Annotated in this window: 19 protein-coding genes; 5 read left to right on the top strand and 14 right to left on the bottom strand. The window is 72.3% G+C overall.

What is annotated here, in order from left to right; all coding sequences use genetic code 11:
- Positions 1-38: 38 nt before the first annotated feature.
- The 4 genes from gap to rapZ form a co-directional block, all read right to left on the bottom strand.
- Positions 39-1043, bottom strand: coding sequence for a type I glyceraldehyde-3-phosphate dehydrogenase (gene gap, locus AB0F98_RS14690; RefSeq protein ID WP_357734317.1), 1005 nt, complete (start codon positions 1041-1043; stop codon positions 39-41).
- A 324-nt stretch (positions 1044-1367) separates the two neighbouring features.
- Positions 1368-2348 (bottom strand): DNA-binding protein WhiA, encoded by a 981-nt coding sequence (whiA, locus tag AB0F98_RS14685; protein ID WP_043967505.1) that lies wholly within the window; start codon positions 2346-2348, stop codon positions 1368-1370.
- 54 nt (positions 2349-2402) lie between these two features.
- On the bottom strand, positions 2403-3374 hold the full coding sequence (gene yvcK, locus AB0F98_RS14680) for a uridine diphosphate-N-acetylglucosamine-binding protein YvcK (protein WP_357734314.1): 972 nt from the start codon (positions 3372-3374) through the stop codon (positions 2403-2405).
- The gene (gene rapZ, locus AB0F98_RS14675) at positions 3371-4273 is read right to left on the bottom strand and encodes an RNase adapter RapZ (RefSeq protein WP_357734311.1); all 903 of its coding nucleotides are present in this window, start codon (positions 4271-4273) and stop codon (positions 3371-3373) included. Before rapZ ends, yvcK begins: the two co-directional genes overlap by 4 nt.
- Positions 4274-4565: 292 nt before the next feature.
- On the opposite strand from rapZ, the gene recQ reads away from it, so the two are divergent.
- Positions 4566-6407, top strand: coding sequence for a DNA helicase RecQ (gene recQ / locus AB0F98_RS14670; RefSeq protein ID WP_357734308.1), 1842 nt, complete (start codon positions 4566-4568; stop codon positions 6405-6407).
- A 9-nt stretch (positions 6408-6416) separates the two neighbouring features.
- Here recQ and uvrC read toward each other — a convergent pair whose 3' ends face one another.
- From uvrC to rsgA, 4 genes are all read right to left on the bottom strand, one after another.
- Complete coding sequence (gene uvrC / locus AB0F98_RS14665) at positions 6417-8399, bottom strand: excinuclease ABC subunit UvrC (protein ID WP_357734305.1); 1983 nt, start codon at positions 8397-8399, stop codon at positions 6417-6419.
- A gap of 396 nt (positions 8400-8795) precedes the next feature.
- On the bottom strand, positions 8796-9287 hold the full coding sequence (locus tag AB0F98_RS14660; RefSeq protein ID WP_357734302.1) for a Rieske (2Fe-2S) protein: 492 nt from the start codon (positions 9285-9287) through the stop codon (positions 8796-8798).
- Between the two features lie 319 nt (positions 9288-9606).
- Positions 9607-12549 (bottom strand): excinuclease ABC subunit UvrA, encoded by a 2943-nt coding sequence (gene uvrA, locus AB0F98_RS14655; protein ID WP_357734299.1) that lies wholly within the window; start codon positions 12547-12549, stop codon positions 9607-9609.
- 338 nt (positions 12550-12887) lie between these two features.
- On the bottom strand, positions 12888-13967 hold the full coding sequence (gene rsgA / locus AB0F98_RS14650) for a ribosome small subunit-dependent GTPase A (RefSeq protein WP_357734296.1): 1080 nt from the start codon (positions 13965-13967) through the stop codon (positions 12888-12890).
- Between the two features lie 179 nt (positions 13968-14146).
- Here rsgA and AB0F98_RS14645 point away from each other — a divergent pair, with 179 nt between their 5' ends.
- Positions 14147-14863 (top strand): maleylpyruvate isomerase family mycothiol-dependent enzyme, encoded by a 717-nt coding sequence (locus AB0F98_RS14645; RefSeq protein WP_357734293.1) that lies wholly within the window; start codon positions 14147-14149, stop codon positions 14861-14863.
- 7 nt (positions 14864-14870) lie between these two features.
- A complete protein-coding gene (locus tag AB0F98_RS14640; protein ID WP_357734290.1) occupies positions 14871-15524 on the top strand; it encodes an MBL fold metallo-hydrolase in 654 nt (217 codons plus the stop codon).
- A gap of 6 nt (positions 15525-15530) precedes the next feature.
- Here the strand turns inward: AB0F98_RS14640 and AB0F98_RS14635 are convergent, their stop codons facing one another.
- Positions 15531-16154 carry a VTT domain-containing protein gene (locus tag AB0F98_RS14635; RefSeq protein WP_357734287.1) on the bottom strand — a complete coding sequence of 208 codons (624 nt, stop codon included), beginning with the start codon at positions 16152-16154 and terminating at the stop codon, positions 15531-15533.
- A gap of 114 nt (positions 16155-16268) precedes the next feature.
- Positions 16269-16964 carry a 50S ribosomal protein L11 methyltransferase gene (locus AB0F98_RS14630; protein ID WP_357734284.1) on the bottom strand — a complete coding sequence of 232 codons (696 nt, stop codon included), beginning with the start codon at positions 16962-16964 and terminating at the stop codon, positions 16269-16271.
- Between the two features lie 175 nt (positions 16965-17139).
- Here AB0F98_RS14630 and AB0F98_RS14625 point away from each other — a divergent pair, with 175 nt between their 5' ends.
- Positions 17140-17343: a cold-shock protein gene (locus AB0F98_RS14625; protein ID WP_076467683.1), complete on the top strand. Its 204-nt coding sequence runs from the start codon at positions 17140-17142 to the stop codon at positions 17341-17343.
- 51 nt (positions 17344-17394) lie between these two features.
- Here the strand turns inward: AB0F98_RS14625 and AB0F98_RS14620 are convergent, their stop codons facing one another.
- The 4 genes from AB0F98_RS14620 to AB0F98_RS14605 form a co-directional block, all read right to left on the bottom strand.
- Complete coding sequence (locus AB0F98_RS14620; RefSeq protein ID WP_357734280.1) at positions 17395-18756, bottom strand: MFS transporter; 1362 nt, start codon at positions 18754-18756, stop codon at positions 17395-17397.
- The gene (locus AB0F98_RS14615; RefSeq protein ID WP_357734277.1) at positions 18753-19328 is read right to left on the bottom strand and encodes a metalloregulator ArsR/SmtB family transcription factor; all 576 of its coding nucleotides are present in this window, start codon (positions 19326-19328) and stop codon (positions 18753-18755) included. Before AB0F98_RS14615 ends, AB0F98_RS14620 begins: the two co-directional genes overlap by 4 nt.
- A gap of 108 nt (positions 19329-19436) precedes the next feature.
- The gene (locus AB0F98_RS14610; RefSeq protein WP_357734274.1) at positions 19437-20348 is read right to left on the bottom strand and encodes a hypothetical protein; all 912 of its coding nucleotides are present in this window, start codon (positions 20346-20348) and stop codon (positions 19437-19439) included.
- A 300-nt stretch (positions 20349-20648) separates the two neighbouring features.
- Positions 20649-21161, bottom strand: coding sequence for a MarR family transcriptional regulator (locus tag AB0F98_RS14605; protein WP_357734736.1), 513 nt, complete (start codon positions 21159-21161; stop codon positions 20649-20651).
- Positions 21162-21271: 110 nt separating this feature from the next.
- Between AB0F98_RS14605 and AB0F98_RS14600 the strand changes: the two genes are divergently transcribed.
- Complete coding sequence (locus AB0F98_RS14600; RefSeq protein WP_357734271.1) at positions 21272-23392, top strand: MMPL family transporter; 2121 nt, start codon at positions 21272-21274, stop codon at positions 23390-23392.
- Positions 23393-23680: the final 288 nt, after the last annotated feature.

Raw genomic sequence — 23680 nt, 5'->3', positions numbered from 1 at the left:
GTTCGCGACTGCGGGGCTCGCAAGCTCGCTCCTCGCACTCACAGCGAGCTACCGACCAGCTTGACCAGGTCCACCAGGCGGTTCGAGTAACCCCACTCGTTGTCGTACCAGCCGACGACCTTGACCTGGTTGCCGATCACCTTGGTGAGCGGCGCGTCGAAGATGCAGGACGCCGGGTCGGTGACGATGTCGGTGGAGACGATCGCGTCCTCGTTGTAGATGAGGATGCCCTTGAGCGGGCCGTCCGCAGCGGCCTTGAGCGCGGCGTTGACCTCGTCGACGGTCGTCTCGCGACCGACCGTGACGGTCAGGTCGGTGACCGAACCGGTGGGGATCGGCACCCGCAGCGCGTAACCGTCCAGCTTGCCCTTGAGGTCCGGCAGCACCAGGCCGATCGCCTTCGCGGCACCGGTCGAGGTCGGCACGATGTTCAGCGCGGCGGCCCGGGCCCGGCGCAGATCCTTGTGCGGCGCGTCCTGCAGGTTCTGGTCCTGCGTGTACGCGTGGATGGTCGTCATCAGACCCTGCTGGATGCCGAACGTGTCGTGCAGCACCTTCGCCATCGGGGCGAGGCAGTTGGTGGTGCACGAGGCGTTCGAGATGATGTTGTGCTTGGCCGGGTCGTACGTCTCGTGGTTGACGCCCATGACGACCGTGACGTCCTCGTTCTTCGCCGGCGCGGAGATGATGACCTTCTTGGCCCCGCCGTCGATGTGCGCCTTGGCCTTGGTGGCGTCGGTGAAGAAGCCGGTGGACTCGATGACCACGTCGGCGCCGACCTCGCCCCACGGCAGCTTCGCCGGGTCCTTCTCGGCGTACGCCTTGATGGTCTTGCCGCCCACGGTGATCTCGTCGGCGGTCGCCTTGACCTCCTGCGGGAGGCGGCCCAGGATGCTGTCGTACTTGACAAGGTGGGCAAGCGTCGCGTTGTCGGTCAGGTCGTTCACCGCCACGACCTCGACGTCAGCGCCGGACGCCAGCACTGCCCGGAAGAAGTTGCGGCCGATCCGACCGAAGCCGTTGATGCCAACCCGGATGGTCACAGGTCCCATCTCCTCGCGTTCTGGTCCGCCGGCCGCAGACCGTGTCGCCGGCGGAGTGATGTGCGCCGACCGTTGGAGCCGGCCGTTGACAATTCATCTCGGCCACCCCGCCGCGGTCTGTGAGGACCTGACCGCCCGAGGCGGTACGCGCGGCGTGGAGTACCGGTGCCGGCCCCCTTGCCGTACGCTGCGACCCTATCCGAGCGCGTGACAGGGCGCTGCGCGGGGTGGTGACCGGCTCGCGTTCCGGACCCGCCGCACACCACGGCGCAGGGCAGGGCGCGCCTGCCGGCCCGCCCGTCTCCGCTGACCGTCACCGTCCTATCAGACCACGAGCATGTCGGGCGTGACGGCCGCTTCGGTATCCGGGATGCCCAGGTCGCGGGCCCGCTTGTCGGCCAGCGCCAGCAGCCGGCGGATCCGCCCGGCGATGGCGTCCTTCGTCAGCGGCGGGTCGGCGAGCGCGCCGAGCTCCTCCAGCGAGGCCTGACGGTGCTCCAGCCGCAGCCGGCCGGCCGAGGTGAGGTGGTTCGGGGCGTCGTCGGCGAGGATCTCCAACGCCCGGGTCACCCGGGCCGCGGCGGCCACCGCGGCCCGCGCCGAACGGCGCAGGTTGGCGTCGTCGAAGTTCGCCAGCCGGTTGGCGGTCGCCCGCACCTCGCGGCGGACCCGGCGCTCCTCCCAGGCCAGCACGCTGGAGTGCGCGCCGATCCGGGTGAGCAACGCGGCGATCGCGTCGCCGTCCTTCACCACCACCCGGTCCACCCCGCGCACTTCGCGGTTCTTGGCCGTGATGCCGATCCGCCGGGCGGCGCCGACCAGGGCGAGCGCCGACTCGGGACCGGGGCAGGTGATCTCCAGAGCGCTGGAGCGGCCCGGCTCGGTCAGCGAACCGTGCGCCATGAACGCGCCCCGCCAGGCGGAGACGGCGCAGCAGACGTTTGCGGCGACCACGTGCGGTGGCAGGCCACGCACCGGACGGCCTCGGACGTCGAGCAGGCCGGTCTGCCGGGCCAGCGCCTCGCCGTCCTTCACCACCCGGACGATGAAGTGGCTGCCCTTGCGCAGCCCGCCGGAGGCGAGCACGTGAATCTCGCTGGAGTAGCCGTAGACCTCGGCGATCTCCCGCCGCAGCCGGCGGGCCACGGCGCCGGTGTCCAGCTCCGCCTCCACCACCACGCGACCGGAGACAATGTGCAGCCCGCCGGCGAAGCGGAGCAGCGCCGCCATCTCCGCCCGCCGACAGCAGGGCTTGGGCACGTCGACCCGACTCAGCTCGTCCTTGACCGCAGCCGTCATCGCCATTGTGCGTCCCCTCACGGACCGGTTCCGGCGTGTCGCCGGAGATTACGTACGTGTCTAACGATCGGCGCCCAGGACAGGCACCAGGGCGGCGCCCAGGGCGGCTGGATCATGGCGAGGAGTGCCGTCGGTGACGGCGACGGGGGCGAGGACCAGCCGGGCACCAAGCGATTCTGCCGCACGTTCGACCGGTTCGGGGTCACCGACCGCCTTGGCGTCGGCCAGCACGTGATCGACCTTCAGCTTCGGCAGGTACCAGCGCAGCGCGGCCAGGTGATCGGCCACCGAGAGACCGAGCGTCTCCTTCTCCGCGGCGAGGTTGAGGGTGACCAGCCGGCGGGCCGGGCTGGACACGATCGCCTCGGCCAGCTGCGGTACCAGCAGGTGGGGCAGCACGCTGGTATACCAGCTGCCCGGGCCGAAGATCAGCCAGTCGGCCGCACCGATCGCCTCGACCGCCTCGGGGCACGCCTCCGGCTCGTCCGGCGTCAGCCGCAGCGACTCCACCCGCCCGGTCGTGACGGCGACCTGGTGCTGGCCGGTGACCGTCCGCACCTCGTCGGGGCGGTCCGGGTCGGTGCCCCGGACCCGCGCCTCGATCCCCACCGGCTGGCAGGACATCGGCAGCACCCGGCCCACCGTGCCGAGCATCGCCCCGGCATGCTCCAGCGCGGCGACCGGATCGCCGAGCAGCTCCATCAGCCCGCACAGCACCAGATTGCCGACCGCGTGTCCGGCCAGCCCGTCAGCCGTGTCCCCCCGGGACACCTCGATGAAACGGTGCTGGAAGAGCCCCGCGCTGCGCCGGGTGGCCGGGTGGTCGCCGGCCAGCGCGACCAGCGCCTGCCGCAGGTCCCCCGGCGGGAGCCCGCCCCGCTCGGCGCGCAGCCGGCCACTGGAGCCGCCGTCGTCGCCCACCGTCACCACGGCCGTGATGTCCAGGTCCAGCTCCGGGGCGCACCGACGCAGCGCCCGCAGCGAGGCGGAGAGGCCGTGGCCCCCGCCGAACGCCACCACTCTCGTCGTCATTCGCGCCCCAGGTCACGATGTTGGGCGTTGGCGGCGAGACCGGACTGGCGCAGCCGCTCGGCCAGCTCCTCGGCGATGGCCACACTGCGGTGCTTGCCGCCCGTACAGCCGACCGCCACCGTCAGGTACCGCTTGCCCTCGCGTTCGAAGCCGGGTGTGGTGGCGTTGACCAGGTCGGCGTACGTGGCCACGAACGTGTCCGCCCCCTCCTGACCCAGCACGTACGCGCTGACCGCCTCCTCCCGGCCGGTGTGCTCGCGTAGCTCCGGCACCCAGTACGGGTTGGGCAGGAAGCGGGCGTCCAGCACGAAGTCGGCGTCCGGCGGAAGGCCGTACTTGAAGCCGAAGGAGAGCACCGTGACACGCAGCCGGCGCGCGTCCTCGCCGCCGAAGAGCTCCTCGATGCGCCGGCGCAGCTGGTTGACGTTGAGGTGGCTGGTGTCGATGATCACGTCAGCCTGGTCGCGGGCCTCCTCCAGGAGGCCACGCTCGACGGCGATGCCGTCGGCGAGCCGCCCGTCGCCCTGCAGCGGGTGCGAACGTCGGACGCTCTCGAACCGGCGGATCAACACCTCGTCGTCCGCGTCGACGAAGACCACGCGGGGCGAGAAGCCCCGGTCGCGCAGCTCGCGGATCGCGCCCGCCAGGTCGGTGGAGAACGCACGTGAGCGTACGTCCAGCACCATCGCGGTTCGCCGGGTCGCACCGCCCGCCTTGAGCGCGAGCTCGGCCATGTCCAGCATGAGCGCCTGCGGGAGGTTGTCCACCACGTAGTAGCCGACGTTCTCCAGCGCCCGGGCAACCGTGCTGCGTCCGCCACCGGACAGCCCGGTGACCACCACGAGGGTGGTCTCCGACTCCGCCGGCGCCGACTGCCCGACGGTTGTCTCCGCCGACATGTCGTGCCACCCCTCAGCTGTACGCGCCTCGCTCACCCACTACCCCCAGCCGTGGCGCCGCGGCCGGTCGGCCGCGCATGGTTAATCGCCGACTCTAACCGCTGCGACGTCGTCCGGGATTCCGCAGGGTGATGACCGGAACAGCCAGTTGTCCGGTTCGCGGCCCCGCCGGCCCCGGCGAACCGGTCGGGCAGGCCGGCCCGCCCGTTCCGCCCGGTCCCGGCGACACCGGCCCCCGACGACGCGCTCGCCGGAGCCGGACGTCGTCGGGGGCGGCTCGTACACTTCCCGGATGGCCTCCCCCGCCGACCTACGCACCTCGGACGCGTTGCAGGTGCTGCGCCGCGTCTTCGGCTACGACACGTTCCGCGGCTTCCAGCAGGACGTGATCGACCACGTGGTGGCCGGCGGCGACGCGCTGGTGCTGATGCCCACCGGGGGCGGCAAGTCACTCTGCTACCAGATCCCCGCGCTGGTGCGTCCCGGCGTCGGGGTCGTCGTGTCCCCGCTGATCGCGTTGATGCAGGACCAGGTCGACGCGCTGACCGCGCTCGGCGTACGGGCCGGGTTCCTCAACTCGACGCTCGAGCTCGACGCCCGCCGCCGGGTCGAGGCGGCCTTCCTCGCCGGCGACCTGGACCTGCTCTACCTGGCGCCGGAGGCACTCGGCTCCCGTGCGACCGTCCAACTGCTCGAACGCGGCAAGATCGCGCTGTTCGCGATCGACGAGGCGCACTGTGTCTCCCAGTGGGGGCACGACTTCCGGCCCGACTACCTCGCCCTGTCGATGCTGCACGAGCGGTGGCCGGACGTACCGCGGATCGCCCTGACCGCCACCGCGACCAGCGCCACCCGCACCGAGATCGCCACCCGGCTGGACCTGACCGGCGCCCGGCACTTCGTGGCGAGCTTCGACCGGCCCAACATCCAGTACCGGATCGTGCCGAAGCGGGAACCGCGCAAGCAGCTGCTGAGCCTGCTGCGCGACGAGCACCCGGGCGACGCCGGCATCGTCTACTGCCTCTCCCGCGCCTCGGTGGAGAAGACGGCCGACTTCCTCACCGCCAACGGGATCGCCGCGCTGCCCTACCACGCCGGTCTGGACGCGGCCACCCGCGCCACTCACCAGCAGCGTTTCCTCCGCGAGGAGGGGCTGGTGATGGTCGCCACCATCGCCTTCGGCATGGGCATCGACAAGCCGGACGTCCGCTTCGTCGCGCACCTCGACCTGCCGAAGTCGGTCGAGGGCTACTACCAGGAGACCGGCCGCGCCGGGCGGGACGGGCTCCCGTCGACCGCGTGGCTGGCGTACGGGCTGCAGGACGTCGTCCAGCAGCGGAAGCTGATCGAGACCTCGGAGGGCGACCTGGCGCACCGACGTGGGCTCGCCCGGCACCTCGACGCGATGCTGGCGCTCTGCGAGACCGTCCGCTGCCGCCGCTCGCAGCTGCTGGAGTACTTCGGTGAGCCGGGCACGCCCGACTGCGGCAACTGCGACACCTGCCTGACACCGCCGGAGTCGTGGGACGGCACGATCGCCGCGCAGAAGCTGCTCTCCACCGTGTTCCGGCTCGACCGGGAACGCAACCAGCGGTTCGGGGCCGGACACTGCATCGACATCCTGCTCGGGCGACGCTCCGACAAGGTGACCCAGTTCGGGCACGACTCGCTCACCGTCTTCGGCATCGGCGGCGAACTGCGGGAGGCCGAGTGGCGCGGGGTGGTCCGGCAGTTGCTCGCCGAAGGCCTGCTCGCGGTCGAGGGCGACTACGGCACGCTGGTGCTCACCGAGACGAGCGCCGAGGTGCTGGGCCGCCGGCGGTCGGTGCTGCTGCGACGTGAACCGGAGCGGCCCGCCCCCACCCGATCCGGACGGTCCCGTGCGGCCGCCGTCGTCGAGCTGCCGCCGGCCGCCGCGCCGGTCTTCGAACGGCTGCGCGCCTGGCGCGCGGCCGCCGCCAAGGAGCAGGGCGTCCCGGCGTACGTGATCTTCCACGACGCCACGCTGCGGCAGATCGCCACCGACGCTCCCACCTCACTGACCGAGCTCTCCCAGGTCAGCGGGGTCGGGGAGAACAAGCTCGCGAAGTACGGCGAGCAGATCCTCACGGTCCTCGCCGACTCCCCGGTCTGACCGGCGCGGTCAGTCGGTGGACGACGCCTTCGCGGACTCGCCGCCGAGCGCGGTGAGGATCGCCTCGGCCGTACGCCGGCCCACCCCCGGCACCTCGGTGATCTCCTCGACGGTCGCTGCCGAGAGCCGCTTCAGTGACCCGAAGTGCCGCAACAACGCCTTGCGCCGCACCTCCCCCAGCCCGGGTACCGAGTCCAGCGCCGACTGCGTCATGCGCTTGGAGCGGCGCTGCCGGTGGAAGGTGATGGCGAACCGGTGCGCCTCGTCGCGTACCCGCTGCAGCAGATAGAGCGCTTCGGAGCTGCGCGGCAGGACGACCGGGAACTCGTCGTCGGGCAGCCACACCTCCTCCAGCCGCTTGGCCAGTCCGCAGAGGGCGACGTCGTCGATGCCCAGCTCGGCGAGGGCCTGCGCGGCGGCCGCCACCTGCGGTGGGCCGCCGTCGACCACCACCAGCTGCGGCGGGTACGCGAACTTGCGGGGTCGCCCGGTGGTCGGGTCGACCAACGCGCCGACCCGCGGCTCGTCGACGGCGGCCGAATCGCCCGGCACCTCCAGGTCGTCGGCCGATTCGACGCCGGCCTCGCCGGTCTCGGCCCGGGAGTCGAGGTAGCGGGCGAATCGACGGCGCAGCACCTCGGACATCGCGGAGAGGTCGTCGGTGGCGCCGCGGATGATGAACCGGCGGTACTCGCTCTTGCGCGGCAGCCCGTCCTCGAAGACGACCATGCTCGCCACCACATCGGTGCCCTGGATCTGCGAGATGTCGAAGCACTCGATGCGCAGCGGCGACGTGCGCATCCCGAGGGCCTCGCTGATCTCGTCGAGCGCCTTGCTCCGGGTGGTCAGGTCGCCGGCGCGGCGCAGCTTGTGCCGGGCCAGCGCGTCCTTGGCGTTACGCTCCACCGTCTCCATGAGGGCGCGCTTGTCGCCGCGCTGCGGCACCCGCAGCGCGACCCGGCTGCCACGGTGGCTGGAGAGCCAGTCGGCCAGCGCGTCGGCGTCGCCGGGCAGCTCGGGAACGAGCAGTTCCCGGGGCACGTCGGCCTCACCGTGCTCGCCGCCGTACACCTGGGTGCAGAAGTGGTGCACCAGGTCACCGGTGGTGAGTTCCTCGGTCTTCTCCACCACCCAGCCGCGCTGGCCCCGGACGCGGCCGTCGCGCACGTGGAAGACCTGGACGGCCGCCTCCAGCGGGTCGTCGGCGAACGCCACCACGTCGGCGTCGGTGCCGTCGCCGAGCACGACGGTCTGCTTCTCCATCGCCCGTCGCAGCGCGGCGATGTCGTCACGCACCCGCGCGGCCCGCTCGAACTCCAGCTGCTCGCTGGCCTCGGCCATCTCGCGTTCGAGCTTGCGCACCATCGTGTCGGTGCGGCCGGCCATGAAGTCGCAGAAGCCGTCGACTATCGCCCGGTGCTGCTCGGCGGAGACGGTGCCCACGCAGGGCGCCGAGCACTTGCCGATGTAGCCGAGCAGACAGGGCCGGCCGACCTGACCGGCGCGCTTGAACACACCGGCGGAGCAGGTGCGGGCCGGGAACACCCGGAGCAGCAGGTCGAGCGTCTCGCGGATCGCCCAGGCGTGGGAGTACGGCCCGAAGTAGCGCACGCCCTTACGCTTGGCACCCCGCATCACCTGCAGCCGCGGGTATTCCTCGTCGAGGGTGACGGCGAGATAGGGGTACGACTTGTCGTCCCGGTAGCGGACGTTGAACCTCGGGTCGTACTGCTTGATCCAGGTGAACTCCTGCTGGAGCGCCTCGACCTCGGTGCCGACGGTGATCCAGTCCACCGACTCCGCGGTGGTCACCATCTGTCGGGTGCGGTCGTGCAGGTTCCAGAGGTCGCCGAAGTAGGAGTTGAGCCGGCTGCGCAGGTTCTTCGCCTTGCCGACGTAGATCACCCGGCCGGTGCCGTCGCGGAAGCGGTAGACCCCCGGCGACTCCGGGATGGTGCCGGGTGCGGGGCGGTAGGTCGAGGGGTCAGCCACGGCTGCAAGCCTAGTCCGCGGCACCGACAGCCCCTCGCCACGCCGCGTCGCGGCCGTTGGCGTCGGCTTCACCACCCGGGGTGCTGCCCGGCTCGGAAGGTCGGCCCCGCCGCGACACCGGACCCACCGGTGACTCGAGTTGAGCTTGCCGCCGCCGGGACGCCGCCACGATCTGGCGGCGTCGCGCGCAGCTGTTCACCAACCGTGCCCGTTCCTGGGCGGGCCGACCGGCCGACTTCCGCCCGGCAGCCGCAGCCGCCTTCCGCCGGGCGGGCCGACCGGCCGCTCCCCGCCGGGTGGGGCCGGTCAACTCGCGCCCGGCAGGCCAGACCGCGCCCCGCCAGACCGACCAACTGCCGCCCGGCCGCCCGCCGGACGGGCGGGCGGCGGGCCGGATCAGGCGAACGAGATCTGGTCGCCGACGACCTTCACCGGCTTGGCCGGGAGCGGCCTGGTGGCCGGTCCGGCCTTCACCGATCCGTCCTCGATCGAGAACTTGCTGCCGTGGCAGGTGCAGTTGATCGTGCCGCCGTCGACGTTCGACACCGGGCAGCCCTGGTGGGTGCAGATCGGGTCGAAGCCCTTGAACTGCCCAGCGGTGGGTTGGGTGATGACGACGCCCTGGGCGGCGAGCACCCGGCCACCGCCGAGTGGGATGTCGGTGGTGGTCGCCAGCGACTGCGAGCCCTGCCGGTTGCCGCCGCCGGCGTCCCCGGTGCTGGGCACGACCGGCCCGCCACTGGTGGGCTGCTGCCCGATCGCGCCGTCGCCCGCGTCGTTTCCGCCGCAGGCCGCCAGGACGACGGCCGCTCCGGCCGCACCGGCGCCGGCGAGCAGCGCCCGCCGCGTCTGCGTGCCCGAACGGGTCAGCTCCTGATGGTCACTCATGCCTTGCCTTTCTCTCGGCTGCTGCGGCTCGTCCCGACCCCCGGCGCCACATCTTCTCCACACGTCCGACTGTGCCCGACGGTTCACTCACAGCGTGCCGGAACGCCTGATCGGTCGATCACTCAGCCCACCCTGGTTCGCCGACCCCGCTCACCCACGCCGCTGCGGCCCTGCCGCGGAGTGCGTACGCCCGGCTGATCGGCTCGGCTGCCTGACAGCCGCGGCACCCGGGGAGGCGGAACATCCCCGACACCACACCAGGACGCCCGAGACGCCGGCGTGGGACTCCCACGCCGGCGTCGGATCGGGGATCCGCTCGTCACCGCGCCCCGGCGGGCACCTTCCGGCTGCCACGGGCCTTCGCCCCGTTGGCCTTGGCCGCCCGCGAGATCGCCGCCGCGGCACCCTTCGCCTCGCCGTCGAGCTTGAGCACCTGCCGCAGGAACTGCCCGGTGTGGCTCTCGGGGACCTCGGCGACCTCCTCCGGGGTGCCGGTGGCCAGCACCGTCCCGCCCCGGTGCCCGCCCTCCGGGCCCATGTCGATGAGCCAGTCCGCCGTCTTGATCACGTCGAGGTTGTGCTCGATGGTGATCACCGTGTTGCCCTTGTCGACCAGACCCTCGAGCACCATCAGCAGCTTGCGGATGTCCTCGAAGTGCAGGCCGGTGGTGGGCTCGTCGAGCACGTAGACCGTCCGGCCGGTCGAGCGCTTCTGCAACTCGGAGGCGAGCTTGACGCGCTGCGCCTCACCGCCGGAGAGCGTCGGCGCCGGCTGACCGAGACGTACGTAGCCGAGACCGACGTCGACCAGGGTCTTGAGGTGCCGGTGGATGGCCGGGATGGCGGAGAAGAACTCGGCCGCCTCCTCGATCGGCATGTCCAGCACCTCGGCGACGGTCTTGCCCTTGTAGTGCACCTCCAGGGTCTCCCGGTTGTAGCGGGCACCCTTGCAGACCTCGCAGGGGACGTACACGTCGGGCAGGAAGTTCATCTCGATCTTGATGGTGCCGTCACCCGAGCACGCCTCGCAGCGCCCGCCCTTGACGTTGAAGGAGAACCGTCCCGGCCCGTAGCCGCGTACCTTCGCCTCGGGCGTCTCGGCGAAGAGCTTGCGGACGTGGTCCCAGACACCGGTGTAGGTGGCCGGGTTCGACCGGGGCGTACGACCGATCGGCGACTGGTCGACGCCGACCACCTTGTCGACGTGCTCCAGGCCGGTGACCCGGGTGTGCCGGCCCGGCACCAGCCGGGCACCGTTGATCTGGTTGGCGAGCACGGTGTAGAGGATGTCGTTCACGAGCGTCGACTTGCCCGAGCCGCTGACGCCGGTGACCGCGATGAGCTGGCCTAGCGGGAAGTTCACGGTGAGGTTGCGCAGGTTGTGCTCGCGGGCGCCGTGCACCACCAACTCCCGGCCGGGGGTCTGCGGCCGGCGTCGCTGCGGCGTCGGAATCGACTTGCGACCGGAGAGGTACGCCCCGGTCACCGACTCCGGGTTCTCCAGCAGCGCGGGGACGGAGCCGCTGTGCACGATCCGGCCGCCGTGCTCACCGGCGCCCGGCCCGATGTCGACGATCCAGTCCGCCACCCGGATGGTGTCCTCGTCGTGCTCGACCACGATCAGCGTGTTGCCCAGCCCGCGCAGCCGCACCAGGGTCTCGATCAGCCGGTGGTTGTCGCGCTGGTGCAGCCCGATCGACGGTTCGTCGAGCACGTAGAGGACGCCGACCAGGCCCGACCCGATCTGGGTGGCCAGCCGGATGCGCTGGGCCTCGCCGCCGGAGAGCGTGCCGGCCGGGCGGTCCAGGGAGAGGTAGTCCAGGCCGACGTCGAGCAGGAACCGCAGCCGGGCGTTGATCTCCTTGAGGACCCGCTCGGCGATCATCTTCTGCCGGTCGGTGAGCTCGATGCCGGCGAGCAGGTCGGCGCACTCCCCCACCGACAGGTTGCAGACCTCGGCGATGCTCTTACCGGCGATGGTGACCGCCAGCACCTCGGGCTTGAGCCGCGTGCCGCCGCAGGCCGCGCAGGGCACGTCGCGCATGTAGCCCTCGTACTTGTCGCGCGACCACTCCGACTCGGTGTCGTTGTGCCGGCGCTCGATCCACTGCACCACACCCTCGAAGCCGGTGTAGTAGGAGCGCTCACGCCCGTACTTGTTGCGGTAGCGGACGTGCACCTGGTCGTCGGAGCCGTGCAGGATCGTCTTCTGCGCCCGCGACGGCAGTGCCCGCCACGGCGTGTCCACGTCGAAGTGCTCGGCCTGCCCGAGCGCCTCCAGCAGGCGCAGGAAGTATTCCAGGTTGTGCCCGGTGGACCAGGGCTGGATCGCGCCCTCGCGCAGGGTGCGCTCCGGGTCGGGTACGACCAGCTCCGGGTCGACCTCCTTCTTGGTGCCGAGGCCGGTGCACTCCGGGCAGGCGCCGTAGGGCGCGTTGAAGGAGAAGACCCGGGGCTCCAGGTCCTCGATGGCGAGCGGGTGGTCGTTGGGGCAGGCCAGGTGCTCGGAGTAGCGGCGTTCCCGGTCGGGGTCGTCCTCCGGCAGGTCGACGAAGTCGAGCAGCACCAGCCCGCCGGAGAGGCCGAGCGCGGCCTCGACCGAGTCGGTCAGCCGCTGCTTGGCGCTCGCCTTGACGGTGAGCCGGTCGATCACGACCTCGATGGTGTGCTTCTCCTGCTTCTTGAGCTTCGGCGGCTCGGTGAGCGGGTGCACCACACCGTCGACCCGGGCCCGGGCGTAGCCCTTGGCCTGGAGCTCGGTGAAGAGGTCGACGTACTCGCCCTTGCGGCCCCGCACCACCGGGGCGAGCACCATGAACCGGGTGCCCTCGGGCATGGCCAGCACCCGGTCGACGATCTGCTGGGGGCTCTGCTTCGAGATCCGCTCGCCGCAGACCGGGCAGTGCGGCTCACCGACGCGGGCGAAGAGCAGCCGGAGGTAGTCGTAGACCTCGGTGATCGTGCCCACGGTGGAGCGCGGGTTGCGCGAGGTCGACTTCTGGTCGATCGAGACGGCCGGGCTCAGCCCCTCGATGAAGTCGACGTCGGGCTTGTCCATCTGGCCGAGGAACTGCCGGGCGTACGACGAGAGCGACTCGACGTAGCGGCGCTGCCCCTCGGCGAAGATCGTGTCGAAGGCCAGGCTCGACTTGCCCGATCCGGAGAGCCCGGTGAATACGATCAGGGCGTCCCGGGGCAGGTCGAGACTGACGTCACGCAGGTTGTGCTCGCGCGCGCCACGGATGATCAGTCGGTCGGCCACGGTACGTGTACTCCCGGGTGAAGAAGATGAGGCGGATCTGTCCGCTCGGAGGCGGTTCTGAGCGGTTGTCTGGGCGCAGAAGAACGCCTCGGCAACTCTAGCCCCGAGGTACGACAATTCTCCGTGCCCACACATTCCCCCAGGTCAGACCGGTCCGCCGCCCGGGTCGGAGCCGGACCGGCCGGAAGACCGACCGGCCGGAAGACCGACCGGCCGGACCGCGGCCGGGCCCGCCGGTCAGGCGGCTCAGTAGCCGCCGCGCGCGAGTGGCCGGGCCCGCCGGTCAGGCGGCTCAGTAGCCGCCGCGCGCGAGTGGCCGGGCCCGCCGGTCAGGCGGCTCAGTAGCCGCCCGGGGCCGGTGGCCGGGCCGGGCGGCTCGCCCGGCGGCGGGCCCCCCGCCAGCCGCCGCGACGCTCGGCGGCAACCCGTGCCTCGCGCCGCCGCGTCTCGAAGGCCACCTCCCGCTGCAGCCGGCGCCAGCTCTCCCAGCGTCGGGCGGTCAGCTCACCGTTCTCCAGCGCATCCCGCACCGCGCAGGCGGGCTCACCGTCGTGCGCGCAGTCGGCGTACCGGCAGTCGAGGGCGAGCTCCGCGATATCGGCGAAGGCCCGGTCCAGGCCCGCCGAGCCGTCCAGCAGGCCGACCGCACGTACGCCCGGGGTGTCGATCACCGCACCCCCGCCCGGCACCGCTACCAGCGCGCGCCACGTGGTGGTGTGCCGGCCCTTCCCGTCGACCCGGCGGATCGCCTGCGTGGGCATGACCACGGCGCCGGCCAGCGCGTTGACCAGGCTCGACTTGCCCGCGCCGGACGGGCCGAGCAGGCCCAGCGTGCGGCCGGGGGCGACCTGGGCCCGCAGCGGTTCGAGGCCCGTACCGTGCTCGGCGCTGATCGGCAGCACCGGCACACCGGGGGCCACCGCGGCGAGTTGACGGGCGATCGCGTCCGGGTCGGCGGCCAGGTCGGCCTTGGTGAGCACGACGAGTGGCCGGGCGCCGGACTCGTGGACGAGCGAGAGCAGCCGCTCGATGCGTCCGGTGTCCGGTTCGGGGTGCACCGGCTCGACCACCACCGCGGCGTCGAGGTTGGCGGCGAGCACCTGCCCGCTGGCGTCCTTGCCGGCGGTGCGGCGCACCAGGGCGCTACGTCGGGGAAGCACGGTCTCGACGGTGCGGCGTCCGTCCGGCCAGGTGCCGACCAGCACCCAGTCACCCGCGCAGGGCAGATTGGTCAGGTCACGGGCGGCGGCGGCGAGCAGTGTGCCGCCCACGCTGGCGCGGACCGGCCCGTCCGCGCAGAGCACGGTGCACACGCCCCGGTCGACCCGGGCCACCCGGCCCGGCTGGTGACCGCCGCGCCGACGCGCCTGGGCCGCCCAGTCGGCGTCCCAGCCGAGGGCGGTCAATTCGATCTTCATGGCATCCTCATCGGTTTCGTAGGTGATGGCGGGACACGCGTGCCAGGACCGGCATGAGCCCTCACCTCCTCCCGATCGATCCGGTGCCGCGTCGTCGCCGAAGACGGTAGGGGGCGCGGCGACGCGCCGAAAGCCATTTCCCCGCCGATGCGGTACCGCGATACCGCTAGGGTCGGAGCGTGACTACGGACCCGCTGCTGCTGACCGGCGAGGTACAGGCCGCGACCGCACGGCTGCTGGGTACCGCCGCCGTCCTCGACGAGGTCGGTCTGGCCTCCGCGTCGCTGCTGCCCGGCTGGAGCCGTGGGCACGTCCTGGCGCATCTGGCCCGCAACGCCGACGGGTTCGTGAACCTGCTCACCGCCGCCCGCACCGGCGAACCCCGACCGATGTACGCCTCGCCCGCCACCCGGGCCGGGGACATCGAGGCCGGCGCGGCCCGAACGGCCGACGCCCACCTGGACGACCTGCGCCGTTCGGCCGACCGGTTCGGCGACGCCGTGGCCGCGATGCCCGCCGAGGCGTGGGCCGCCACCGTCGCCACTCCGGGCGGGCCGAGAGTCGCCGCGGAGCTGGTCTGGTGCCGGCTGCGCGAGCTGGAGGTGCACCACCTGGACCTGGCCGCCGGGCACCGCCCCGCCGACTGGCCCGAGGGCTTCGCCCACCGGCTGCTGCACGAGGTCGCCACCGACCTGGCCGGCCGGCCGGACGTACCGGCCATGGTGCTGCGCTTCGACGGGACCCGGCACGAACTGGTGGTCGGCGCGCGCGACGGCGCTCCGGTCGTCGCCGGCCCCGCCCCCGACCTCGCCGCCTGGCTGATCGGCCGGGGCGGCGCGGACCTCCTCACCGTCACCCCCGAAGGCCCCGTGCCGAACCCACCGGAATGGATGTAGACACCACATGACCTACAGCGGAGAGGTGCTCCCCGGCGGCGACCCGGCGGTACGCGAACTCGACCGGCTCATCATCAGCAAGCTGTCGGTTGGCCCGATGGACAACAACGCGTACCTGCTGACCTGCCGCGCCACCGGCGAGCAGGTGCTGATCGACGCGGCGAACGAGGCGCCCCGGTTGCTGGAGCTGATCGGTGACCGCGATCTCACCGCCGTGGTCACCACCCACCAGCACATGGACCACTGGGTGGCGCTGGAGGAGGTCGTGGCCAAGACCGGCGCCCGCGCTCTGGTGCACGCCGACGACGCGGCCGGCCTGCCGATCGAGGCGGAGACGCTCACCGACGGGGACACCGTACGGTTCGGCGACTGCGCCCTGGAGGTCATCCACCTGCGCGGGCACACACCGGGTTCCGTCGCGCTGCTCTACCGCGACCCGGCCGGTGTGCCGCACCTGTTCACCGGTGACAGCCTCTTTCCGGGTGGAGTGGGGAACACCGACAAGGACCCGGAGCGGTTCGCCGCCCTGATCGACGACGTCGAACACAAGCTCTTCGACCGGCTGCCGGACGAGACCTGGTTCTATCCGGGGCACGGCAAGGACAGCACGCTCGGTGCGGAGCGGCCGGCGCTGCCCCAGTGGCGTGCCCGCGGCTGGTGACCGCCGTCAGGCGGGGTGATCCTCGGCGGTGACGGCGCGCAACCGGCGCCGGGTGCCGAGCAGCACCACCCCGGCGAGCGCCAGCCCGATCGCCATCGTCACCAGCATCGGGCTGGCCTCGCCGGGCAACAGGCCGGCCAGGGACCGGGAGGCGGTGCCGAGCACCAGGTAGAGCCCGGCCCAGGAGGCGGCGCCGAGGGTCGCGCAGCCGATGAACCGCGGGTACGACATCCGCAGCCCCCCGGCGGCCAGCGGCAGCAACGCGTTGAACACCGGCAGGAACGGCGCGACAAGCACCATCCGACCGCCGCCGCGGCGCAGTACACCCTCGGCCGCCGACCACCGCGACTCACCGATCCAGCCGCCGACCCGGCTGTTGCGCAGCCGGTCGCCGTAGCGCCGGCCGGCCAGGAAGCTCAGCGACCAGCCGGCCACGCAGCCGCCGACCACGGCGCCGAAGGTGGCCAGCCCGGTGGCGGGCCGGCCCACCCCCACCGCGGCGAGAATGGCCACGTCACCAGGGACCAGCACTCCCAGCAGCGGTACGGCGTCGAAGAGCATGACCACTCCGAGGACTCCCACCAGCAGCACGGTGGGTAACTCTCCGACCTGCGCCAACCACTCCGCCATGACCCGTACGTTATGGCCGGTCGGCAACCCGCCGCATCCGGCCGGATCCCCCAGCCCACCCTGACTCCGGCTCGGGGTGGTCCCTGATCTGTCACGGGTCGGCGGCCTGCGGTCTCAGGCGGGTCGCAGCACCTGCACGCGGCGCACCGGGGAGTCGACCGCGGGTTCGGTGGTCGGCACCGGATAGCTGGCGACCACGGCCAACCGGTCGGGTGGCAGGTGCCCCCGGTCCGGGTCGCCCACCAGCACCTCGGTGCCGTTCGCGGCGGCCCGGGCGAGGAAGGGCAGTACCCGGTCGGCCAGCGCCCCGTCGTAGAGCACGTCGCCGGCCAGCAGCAGGTCGGCACCGGTCGCGACCGTGTCGAGCAGGTCACCGCTGGTGGTCGCGACGCGTACCCGGTTCGCCCGGGCGTTGACGGTCACGGCGGCGACCGCGTACGGGTCGATGTCGTTGGCGGTCACCTGTTCGGCGCCGGCGAGGGCGGCGGCGATCGCCACCAGCCCGGAACCGGCGGCCAGGTCCAGCACCCGGCGTCCGGCGGCCAGGTCGGGATGGTCGAGCAGGTGACGGGCGAGGGCCTGACCGCCGGCCCAGACCGAGGCCCAGTACGGCGGTGGCAGGCGGTGGCCGGCGTACGCCTCCATCCGCGCCCACCACAGGATCGGATCCTCCGCGACGTGCAGCCGCACCTCGGGCACGAACGGGGTGGGGGCCAGCCGCAGCCGGTCGAGTCCGCCCCCTGGCGCGCCGATCTCGCGCTCCAACTCGGACAGGGCAGCGACCGCGGCATCCCTCACCGACGCAAGCATGCCCCAGCCGGGCTACTGCGAGGGCACGGTTTCCCCGGCTCGCCGGAGAGTTCACCCGGTCGCCTACGGCACTTCGCCCGGCAGATAGGCGTTTGGCCCGTTACTGTCATGGGTGATACAGGGCGATCACCGGTCGGCGGCCGGTGCTCAGCCGTTTTGGAACAGGGAGAGACGCATGGCAACCGGCACGGTTAAGTGGTTCAACTCGGAAAAGGGCTTCGGCTTCATCGAGCAGGACGGCGGAGGCCCGGACGTGTTCGTCCACTACTCGGCCATTCAGAGCAGTGGCTACCGGGAGCTGAGCGAGGGCCAGAAGGTCGAGTTCGAGGTGACCCAGGGCCAGAAGGGCCCGCAGGCGGACAACGTCCGCCCGATGTAGATAGCCGCGCGCTACGGCGGCGGTCGGCGATCCGGCCGCCGCCGCAACGCGTCACGGCGCGTTTCCCCCGAGCATCGGCGCGTCCACGACCGCGCCCGCTCCGGCGCGTGCCGGCGTTCCGGCTCCGGTTCGCCGTCCGGCCTGTGCAGGGGTGACGGGCAGGTCCCGTCGGTGCCGTAGCGGCCCGATCAGCAGGATCAGCGGGGTCACCGCGAGCCAACCGGTCATCGCCAGTACCGCGACCCGGACCCCGAACATGGTGCCCAGCGCGCCGGCCAGCAGCGCGGCCAGCGGAATGGTCCCGTAGTTCAGCAGTTGCATGCTCACCGTGACCCGGCCGAGCAGTTCGTGAGGCGGGTAGGTCTGCCGGAAGCTGCCTTTCAGCACGTTGCCCACGGCCACTCCGAGGCTGACCAGCACCCCGCCGAGGGCCGGCCACAGCAGCGCCGGGCCCGGCCCGGCCAAGGGGATGAGCAACGCCGGCGGTCCGGTGAACACCGCCGCGAGCAGCATCGCCCGGGCGGTGCCGAACCGGCGGCCGACGGCGGTGGCCAGCAGCGCGCCCGCGACCCCGCCCAGGCTCATCGCCGCGACCAGCAGGCCGACCGTCCCCGGCACCAGCCGCACGTCGCGGACCAGGAAGACCACCAGCACCGCCTGGTAGCCGACCAGCCCGAGGTTGCTCGCCGCGCCGAAGATCGCCATCACCCGCAGGTACGGGTCGCGGGCGACGAACCGTACGCCGTCGACGATCTCGCGGCGCAGCGACCGGGCGGGACCCGACCGGGTCGGCGTGGGCTCCTTCCGGCGGATCCGGGCCAGGCACACCGCGGAGACGAGGAAGGTCAGCGCGTCGAGCACCAGGGCGGCGACCGCTCCGACGGCCTGCGCGATCAGACCGGCGAGGCTCGGCCCCACCACGTAGCTCGCGGTCTGGGTGGCCTGCAGCTTCGCGTTGCCTTCGGGGACCTCCGCCGGGCGGAGCAGGAAGGGTAGGTAGACCTGGTCGGCGGTCTCGAAGAAGACCCGGGCCAGTCCGGCGCCGAGGGCCACCGCCAGCAGTAGCCCGACGCTGAGCGTGCCGGTCACGGCGGCGGCCGGGACGCTGAGGAAGAGCAGCGCCGACACCCCGTCACAGGTGATCATGACGGGTCGCCGCGGCAGCCGGTCCACCCAGGCGCCGGCCGGCAGGCCGACCAGCAGCCAGGGCAGCCACGCGGCGGCGGTGAGCACAGCCACCTGGAATGCGCTCGCGTCGAGCACGGCCACCGCGACCAGCGGCAGGGCCACCGTGGTCACGTTGCTGCCGATGCTGCTGACCGTCTGGGCGGCCCAGAGCCGTCGGAAGTCCCGGTGCCGAACCAACCCGCCCCGCTGCGGCTTCACCGAGGTCGTCGGCGAGGCCGCGGTCACGGCTGCGCCGGCACGCCGTAGGCGAAGACGAAGGCCGGCTGCCGCTCCCGCCCGTCGTCGGGAACCTTCCGGTCGGCCCAACGGGCCAGCAGATCGATCAGCTCGCGGCCCAGTTCGGCCAGTTCCTCAGGAGTGAGGTGCAGCCAGCGGTCGGTGGAGAACGGGCCGTCACCCCAGGCCGCCTGCTCCGCCTCGTCCGCGCCGTGCCAGGCCCGGACCAGCGAGACGTGCCGGTCCAGGTTGAGCGAGGTGGCGGCGTCGGCCACCGCCCGGGCCGCCGGGTCCGTGTCGAAGTCCGCGTTCGACCAGCGCACGCCCCGACTGACCAGCCGCCACCACCGCTCGCGTCGGTCCCGGGCCAGCTCCGGCGCCTCGGTGACCAGCTCGGCCGCCGCCAGGACCTTGAGGTGGTGGCTGACGTTCGCCGGCGCCTGACCGGTGCGCTCGGCGAGCAGACCGACCGTCGCCGAGCCGTACACCTTGAGCACGTCCATCAGCCGGCGGCGCAGCGGGTGGGACAGGGCGGCCAGCACCCGCGAGTCGGTGACCTGGCGTACGTCGTGGTTCTCCATGTCAGGCAGCATCACATGAGCAACAGGCATTGCGCAAGAACAGTTGCGCAATGCGTGTTGTTCACCGGCGGGTGGGCCACTCCCGGGCCGGAGCGGCCCACCCACGACTCACTCGGCCAGCCGGCGGGCGAGTTCCTCGGCGACCTGCTCGGCCATCGTCGGCGGGATAGCGGCGGCGATCTTCTCCGGTGTGAGCGCGGCCAGCACGCCCTGGACGATCGCCGGCTCGTCGGTGAAGTCCTTCGACGCCAGCCCGTTGAGCTGCGCCACCAGCGCCGGGTATGCCCGCGCCATGGCGAGCATCAGCGCCAGCGGCGAGTTGGCCGCGGGCGGGCCGACCAGGCCGGAGGTGCCGACCGGCGAGATCAGCCAGTTGCGCAGGTTCGACAGGTCGGCCAGTACGTCGTCGACGGTTCGGTTCGGATTGCCGGTGTTCCGGCGGATCTTGTCGGTGAGTTCCATCTCGTCCTCCTCGGGAGGGGCCGCAGCGATGAGTCCGATGCTGGTCAGATAGCGGCGGAACAGCGGGGTCTGGTCCCGGCCCGCCTTGATCGAGTCACGGAAGAAGCTGAAGTGCGTGTGCCACAGGTGTGAGTTGTCCCCACTGCTTCGTCGACCGAGCCGGTCCCACCGTCTGACGACCCGGCCGTCGGGGCTGTAGATGATCTCGCGAATGTCGCCCGCGTCCGCGGCGCGCGCCGCACACTGCGCCACACACCAGGTGGAGAAGGTGCGCAGGTCATGGGTACGCCCACCGGACGCCACCCGGAACTGGCCCACGTCGAGCGCCGCCGCGTCGAGAGTCAGTCCGTTGCGGTCGCGGGACGACTCGACGACGGAGTAGTCGTTCTTCACCACCCGGTCCGAGCCGCAGTGGTAGCCGCCCCGGTGTTTCGGATCGCCGACGATGCCGACCTCCGCGGGCTCGAGGTCCGCGTCGCGGGTCGCGTTCTTGTCGATGTTGAGATGAGTGAGCAGCAGGCTGCGTACGGCCATGAGGTTCGCCGGAGCCCGGGTCATGGCGCCCCCTTTCCGATGGATGAGGGCCAGACACGGCGTTACATGGCGTGATCGTGATGGAGGTAACGCGCAAGCCCGGCCGATTGGTGCACAGCGCCGGGCGTTGATTCGACAATAGCTCGACCCTCGGGCAAACGCCCAGGTCAGAGCGTTTCGCGTTCACATTCGACGGTTCCGCTGCACCATTTCGGACTTCGGTGAACGCAATCGATGCGACGTCCGCGGGATAAACCCAGCGTGACGCTCAGCTTCAGCCGCGCTCGGCCGCCGGCAGCGGCTCGGTGCCCACCCGGAGTCCGATCAGGACGGATCCCGCGAGGGACCGGGTCGGGCGGCGCGCATCTCGTCGCGATGTTCCCGCGTCGACTCGACCATGGCACGCAGGAACCGGTGCACCACCTGCAGTTCGTCGTCACCGAAGCCGGCCGTCACCGCGTCGGTACGCCGGCCCAGCGGCTCGAAGAACGCCACGGCGAGCGCGACGCCCCGGTCGGCGTAGCGCAGCAGGATCTTGCGCCGATCGGTCGCGCCCCGGTCCCGGCGGATGTGGCCGGCGCGCTCCAATCGGTCGACCAGCGCGGTGACCGAGCCCGAGGAGAGATTCAACTGCTCGCCGAGCCGGCCGGGGGTGAGCGGATCGTCGAGCAGTTCGGCGTCCATGACGGCGATCAACGCCTGCAGGTCGGTGGCGTTGAGCCCGTGCAGGTTGGCGAAGGCGTGCCCGATCTGCTGCGCGTCCACCGAGTAGCGCCGCAGGTCGGTGGCGATCTCCGCCACCAGCCGCGCGCGCGGGGTGTCCCGCCGCCGGAACATGCCGTGCACCGTCACCTGCGTGTCACCCCCGTCGCGGTCGTTCGACTTGCAGCATAGTTCACCGGGAAATAATCTCGGTCATCAAGATTCTTCACAGGCGGGAGTATGTGATGGGAATGCTGCGCGCCGTCGGTCGTCAGGTCACCCGGACGATCAGCGGCCGATGGAGCGCCTGGGTCGTCCTGCTGGTCGCCGTGGCGGCCTCGGGCGCTCTCGTCGTCTACGGCGGCGAGGCGCGCACCAGCAACGACCCGACCGGCGCCCTGCCGGCCAGCACTGAATCGGTCGAGGCCGCCGCCCTCGCACGGCAGTTGCCCAGTGGGCAGCTCAACCCGGCTCTGGTCGTCTACTCCCGTGGCGACGATCCGCTCACCGCTCAGGACGAGGCCGCCGTCGCCGCGCAGGCCACCACGTTCGCCCCGCTCGCCACCGGCCCGATCTCCCCGCCGGTCCTCTCCCCCGACCGCCGCGCCGCGATCCTCGCCGTGCCGATGCCGGCGCAGGCCGCGCCCGACGAGGTCACCGACGCCGTCGACCGGCTGCGCGGCGCCGCCCGCCAGGGGCTGCCGCCCGGGCTGGCCGCACAGGTCAGCGGTGGTGCCGGATTCCGCGCCGACGTCGCCTCCTCGTTCGACGGGGCCAACCTCACGCTGCTGCTGGTCACCGTCGCGGTCGTCGCGGTCCTCTTGATCGTCACCTACCGCAGCCCGTGGCTCTGGCTCGTACCGCTGGCCGTCGTGGGGACGGCCGACGTCGTGGCCAACGCCCTGATCGCCGTGGTCAGCCGCGCCGTCGACCTGCCCATCGACCCCTCCACCACCGGCATCGTCGACGTGCTGGTCTTCGGCGCCGGCACCAACTACGCCCTCCTGCTGATCGCGCGCTACCGCGAGGAGCTGCGCCGCCGCCCGGACCGACGCGACGCGCTACGCCACGCACTGACCTCCGCCGGCCCGGCGGTCGCCGCCAGCGCCACCACTGTGGTGCTGAGTCTGCTGACACTGACCGCCGCCGTGCTGCGCAACGACCGGGCGATCGGTATCGCGGGCGCGGTCGGCATCGGTACCGCGGCGCTGTACGGCCTCGTCGTCCTCCCCTGCGCGCTCGCGGTCTGCGGACGGGGGCTCTTCTGGCCGTTCGTGCCCCGGCCGGGGCAGCCCGAACCGACCCGCAGCGGCGGCTGGGCGAAGGCCGGCGCCATCGTCGCCCGGCGACCACGGGCGGTGCTCGCCGGCGCCCTGATCCTGCTGGTCGTACTCACCACGGGGCTCTCCGGGGCACGCCTCGGGCTCAGCAAGACCGAACAGTTCCGGGTGCAGGCCGAATCGATCGACGGTCTGCGCACACTCAGCCGCCACTTCCCCGCCGGCACCGCCGATCCGACGATCGTCGTCGGGCGGGCCGACGCCGAGGAGGCGCTGCTGGCGGCGATCACCGGCACCCCTGGCGTCGCGAGCGCCCGGCCCACCGGGCGCACCGCCGACCTGGTCGGCGTCAACGTGGTGCTGACCGCCGAACCGGACAGCAGCGCGAGCTACGACACCATCCGTGAGCTGCGGGACCGGGTGCGCTCGGTGCCGGCCGCCGAGGCCCGGGTCGGCGGCACCGTGGCCACCAACCTGGACACCCGGGACGCGGCCGTACGTGACCTGAAGGTGGTCGTACCGCTGATCCTCGCGGTGGTGCTCCTCGTCCTGCTGCTGTTGCTTCGCTCGCTGGTGGCGCCACTGGTGCTGGTCGCGACGGTGGTGGCCACCTTCTTCGCCTCGCTCGGCGCGAGCGCCTTCCTCTTCACCCACGTGCTGGGCTACGCGGCCCTCGACACCAGCGTGCCGCTGCTGTCGTTCCTGTTCCTGGTGGCGCTCGGCGTGGACTACAACATCTTCCTCACCACCCGCGCCCGGGAGGAGAGCGCCGCCGAGGGCACCCGACAGGGCATCCTCACCTCCCTCGCCGTCACCGGCGGAGTGATCACCAGCGCCGGCATCCTGTTGGCCGCGGTGTTCGCGGTGCTCGGGGTGCTGCCACTGGTCCTGCTCACCGAGATCGGCGTCATCGTCGGGCTGGGTGTCCTGCTCGACACGTTGCTGGTTCGCACGCTGCTGGTGCCCGCGATCGTGCTGCTGCTCGGGCGGCGTTTCTGGTGGCCCAGCGCGCTCGCCCGGCAGGCCGACCCGGCGCCGGTCGGCCTCGCGCCGCCGGCCCCCGGACCTGCGGTCATCCGCGGTTGACCCACCGCCCGACATCACCACCGGACGCCACCGCTCGACCGCCTGGACGCCACCGTCGGATCACGCCGCCCGACCGCCCACCGCCCGACCGCCTGCCGCCCGACCGCCGGCCTCGGCCATCCCGGTCGAGGGCCTGTTTCACAAGCCTGGCGGTCCCGGGAACAGGCCCTGACCGGGCTCGACCGGGTGCCGTCCCCCGGGCCGCTCCGGGGCCGGCGGCTGCCCCTCCGGAGGCTCGGGAGCCCGGTTCTCCGACGGCGGTGCCGCCGGGGCCTGCGGTGCCGCCGG

It is taken from the genome of Micromonospora sp. NPDC023737 (assembly GCF_040639715.1).
Classification (GTDB): domain Bacteria; phylum Actinomycetota; class Actinomycetes; order Mycobacteriales; family Micromonosporaceae; genus Micromonospora.
This window is presented reverse-complemented; position numbering and strand designations above follow the sequence as displayed.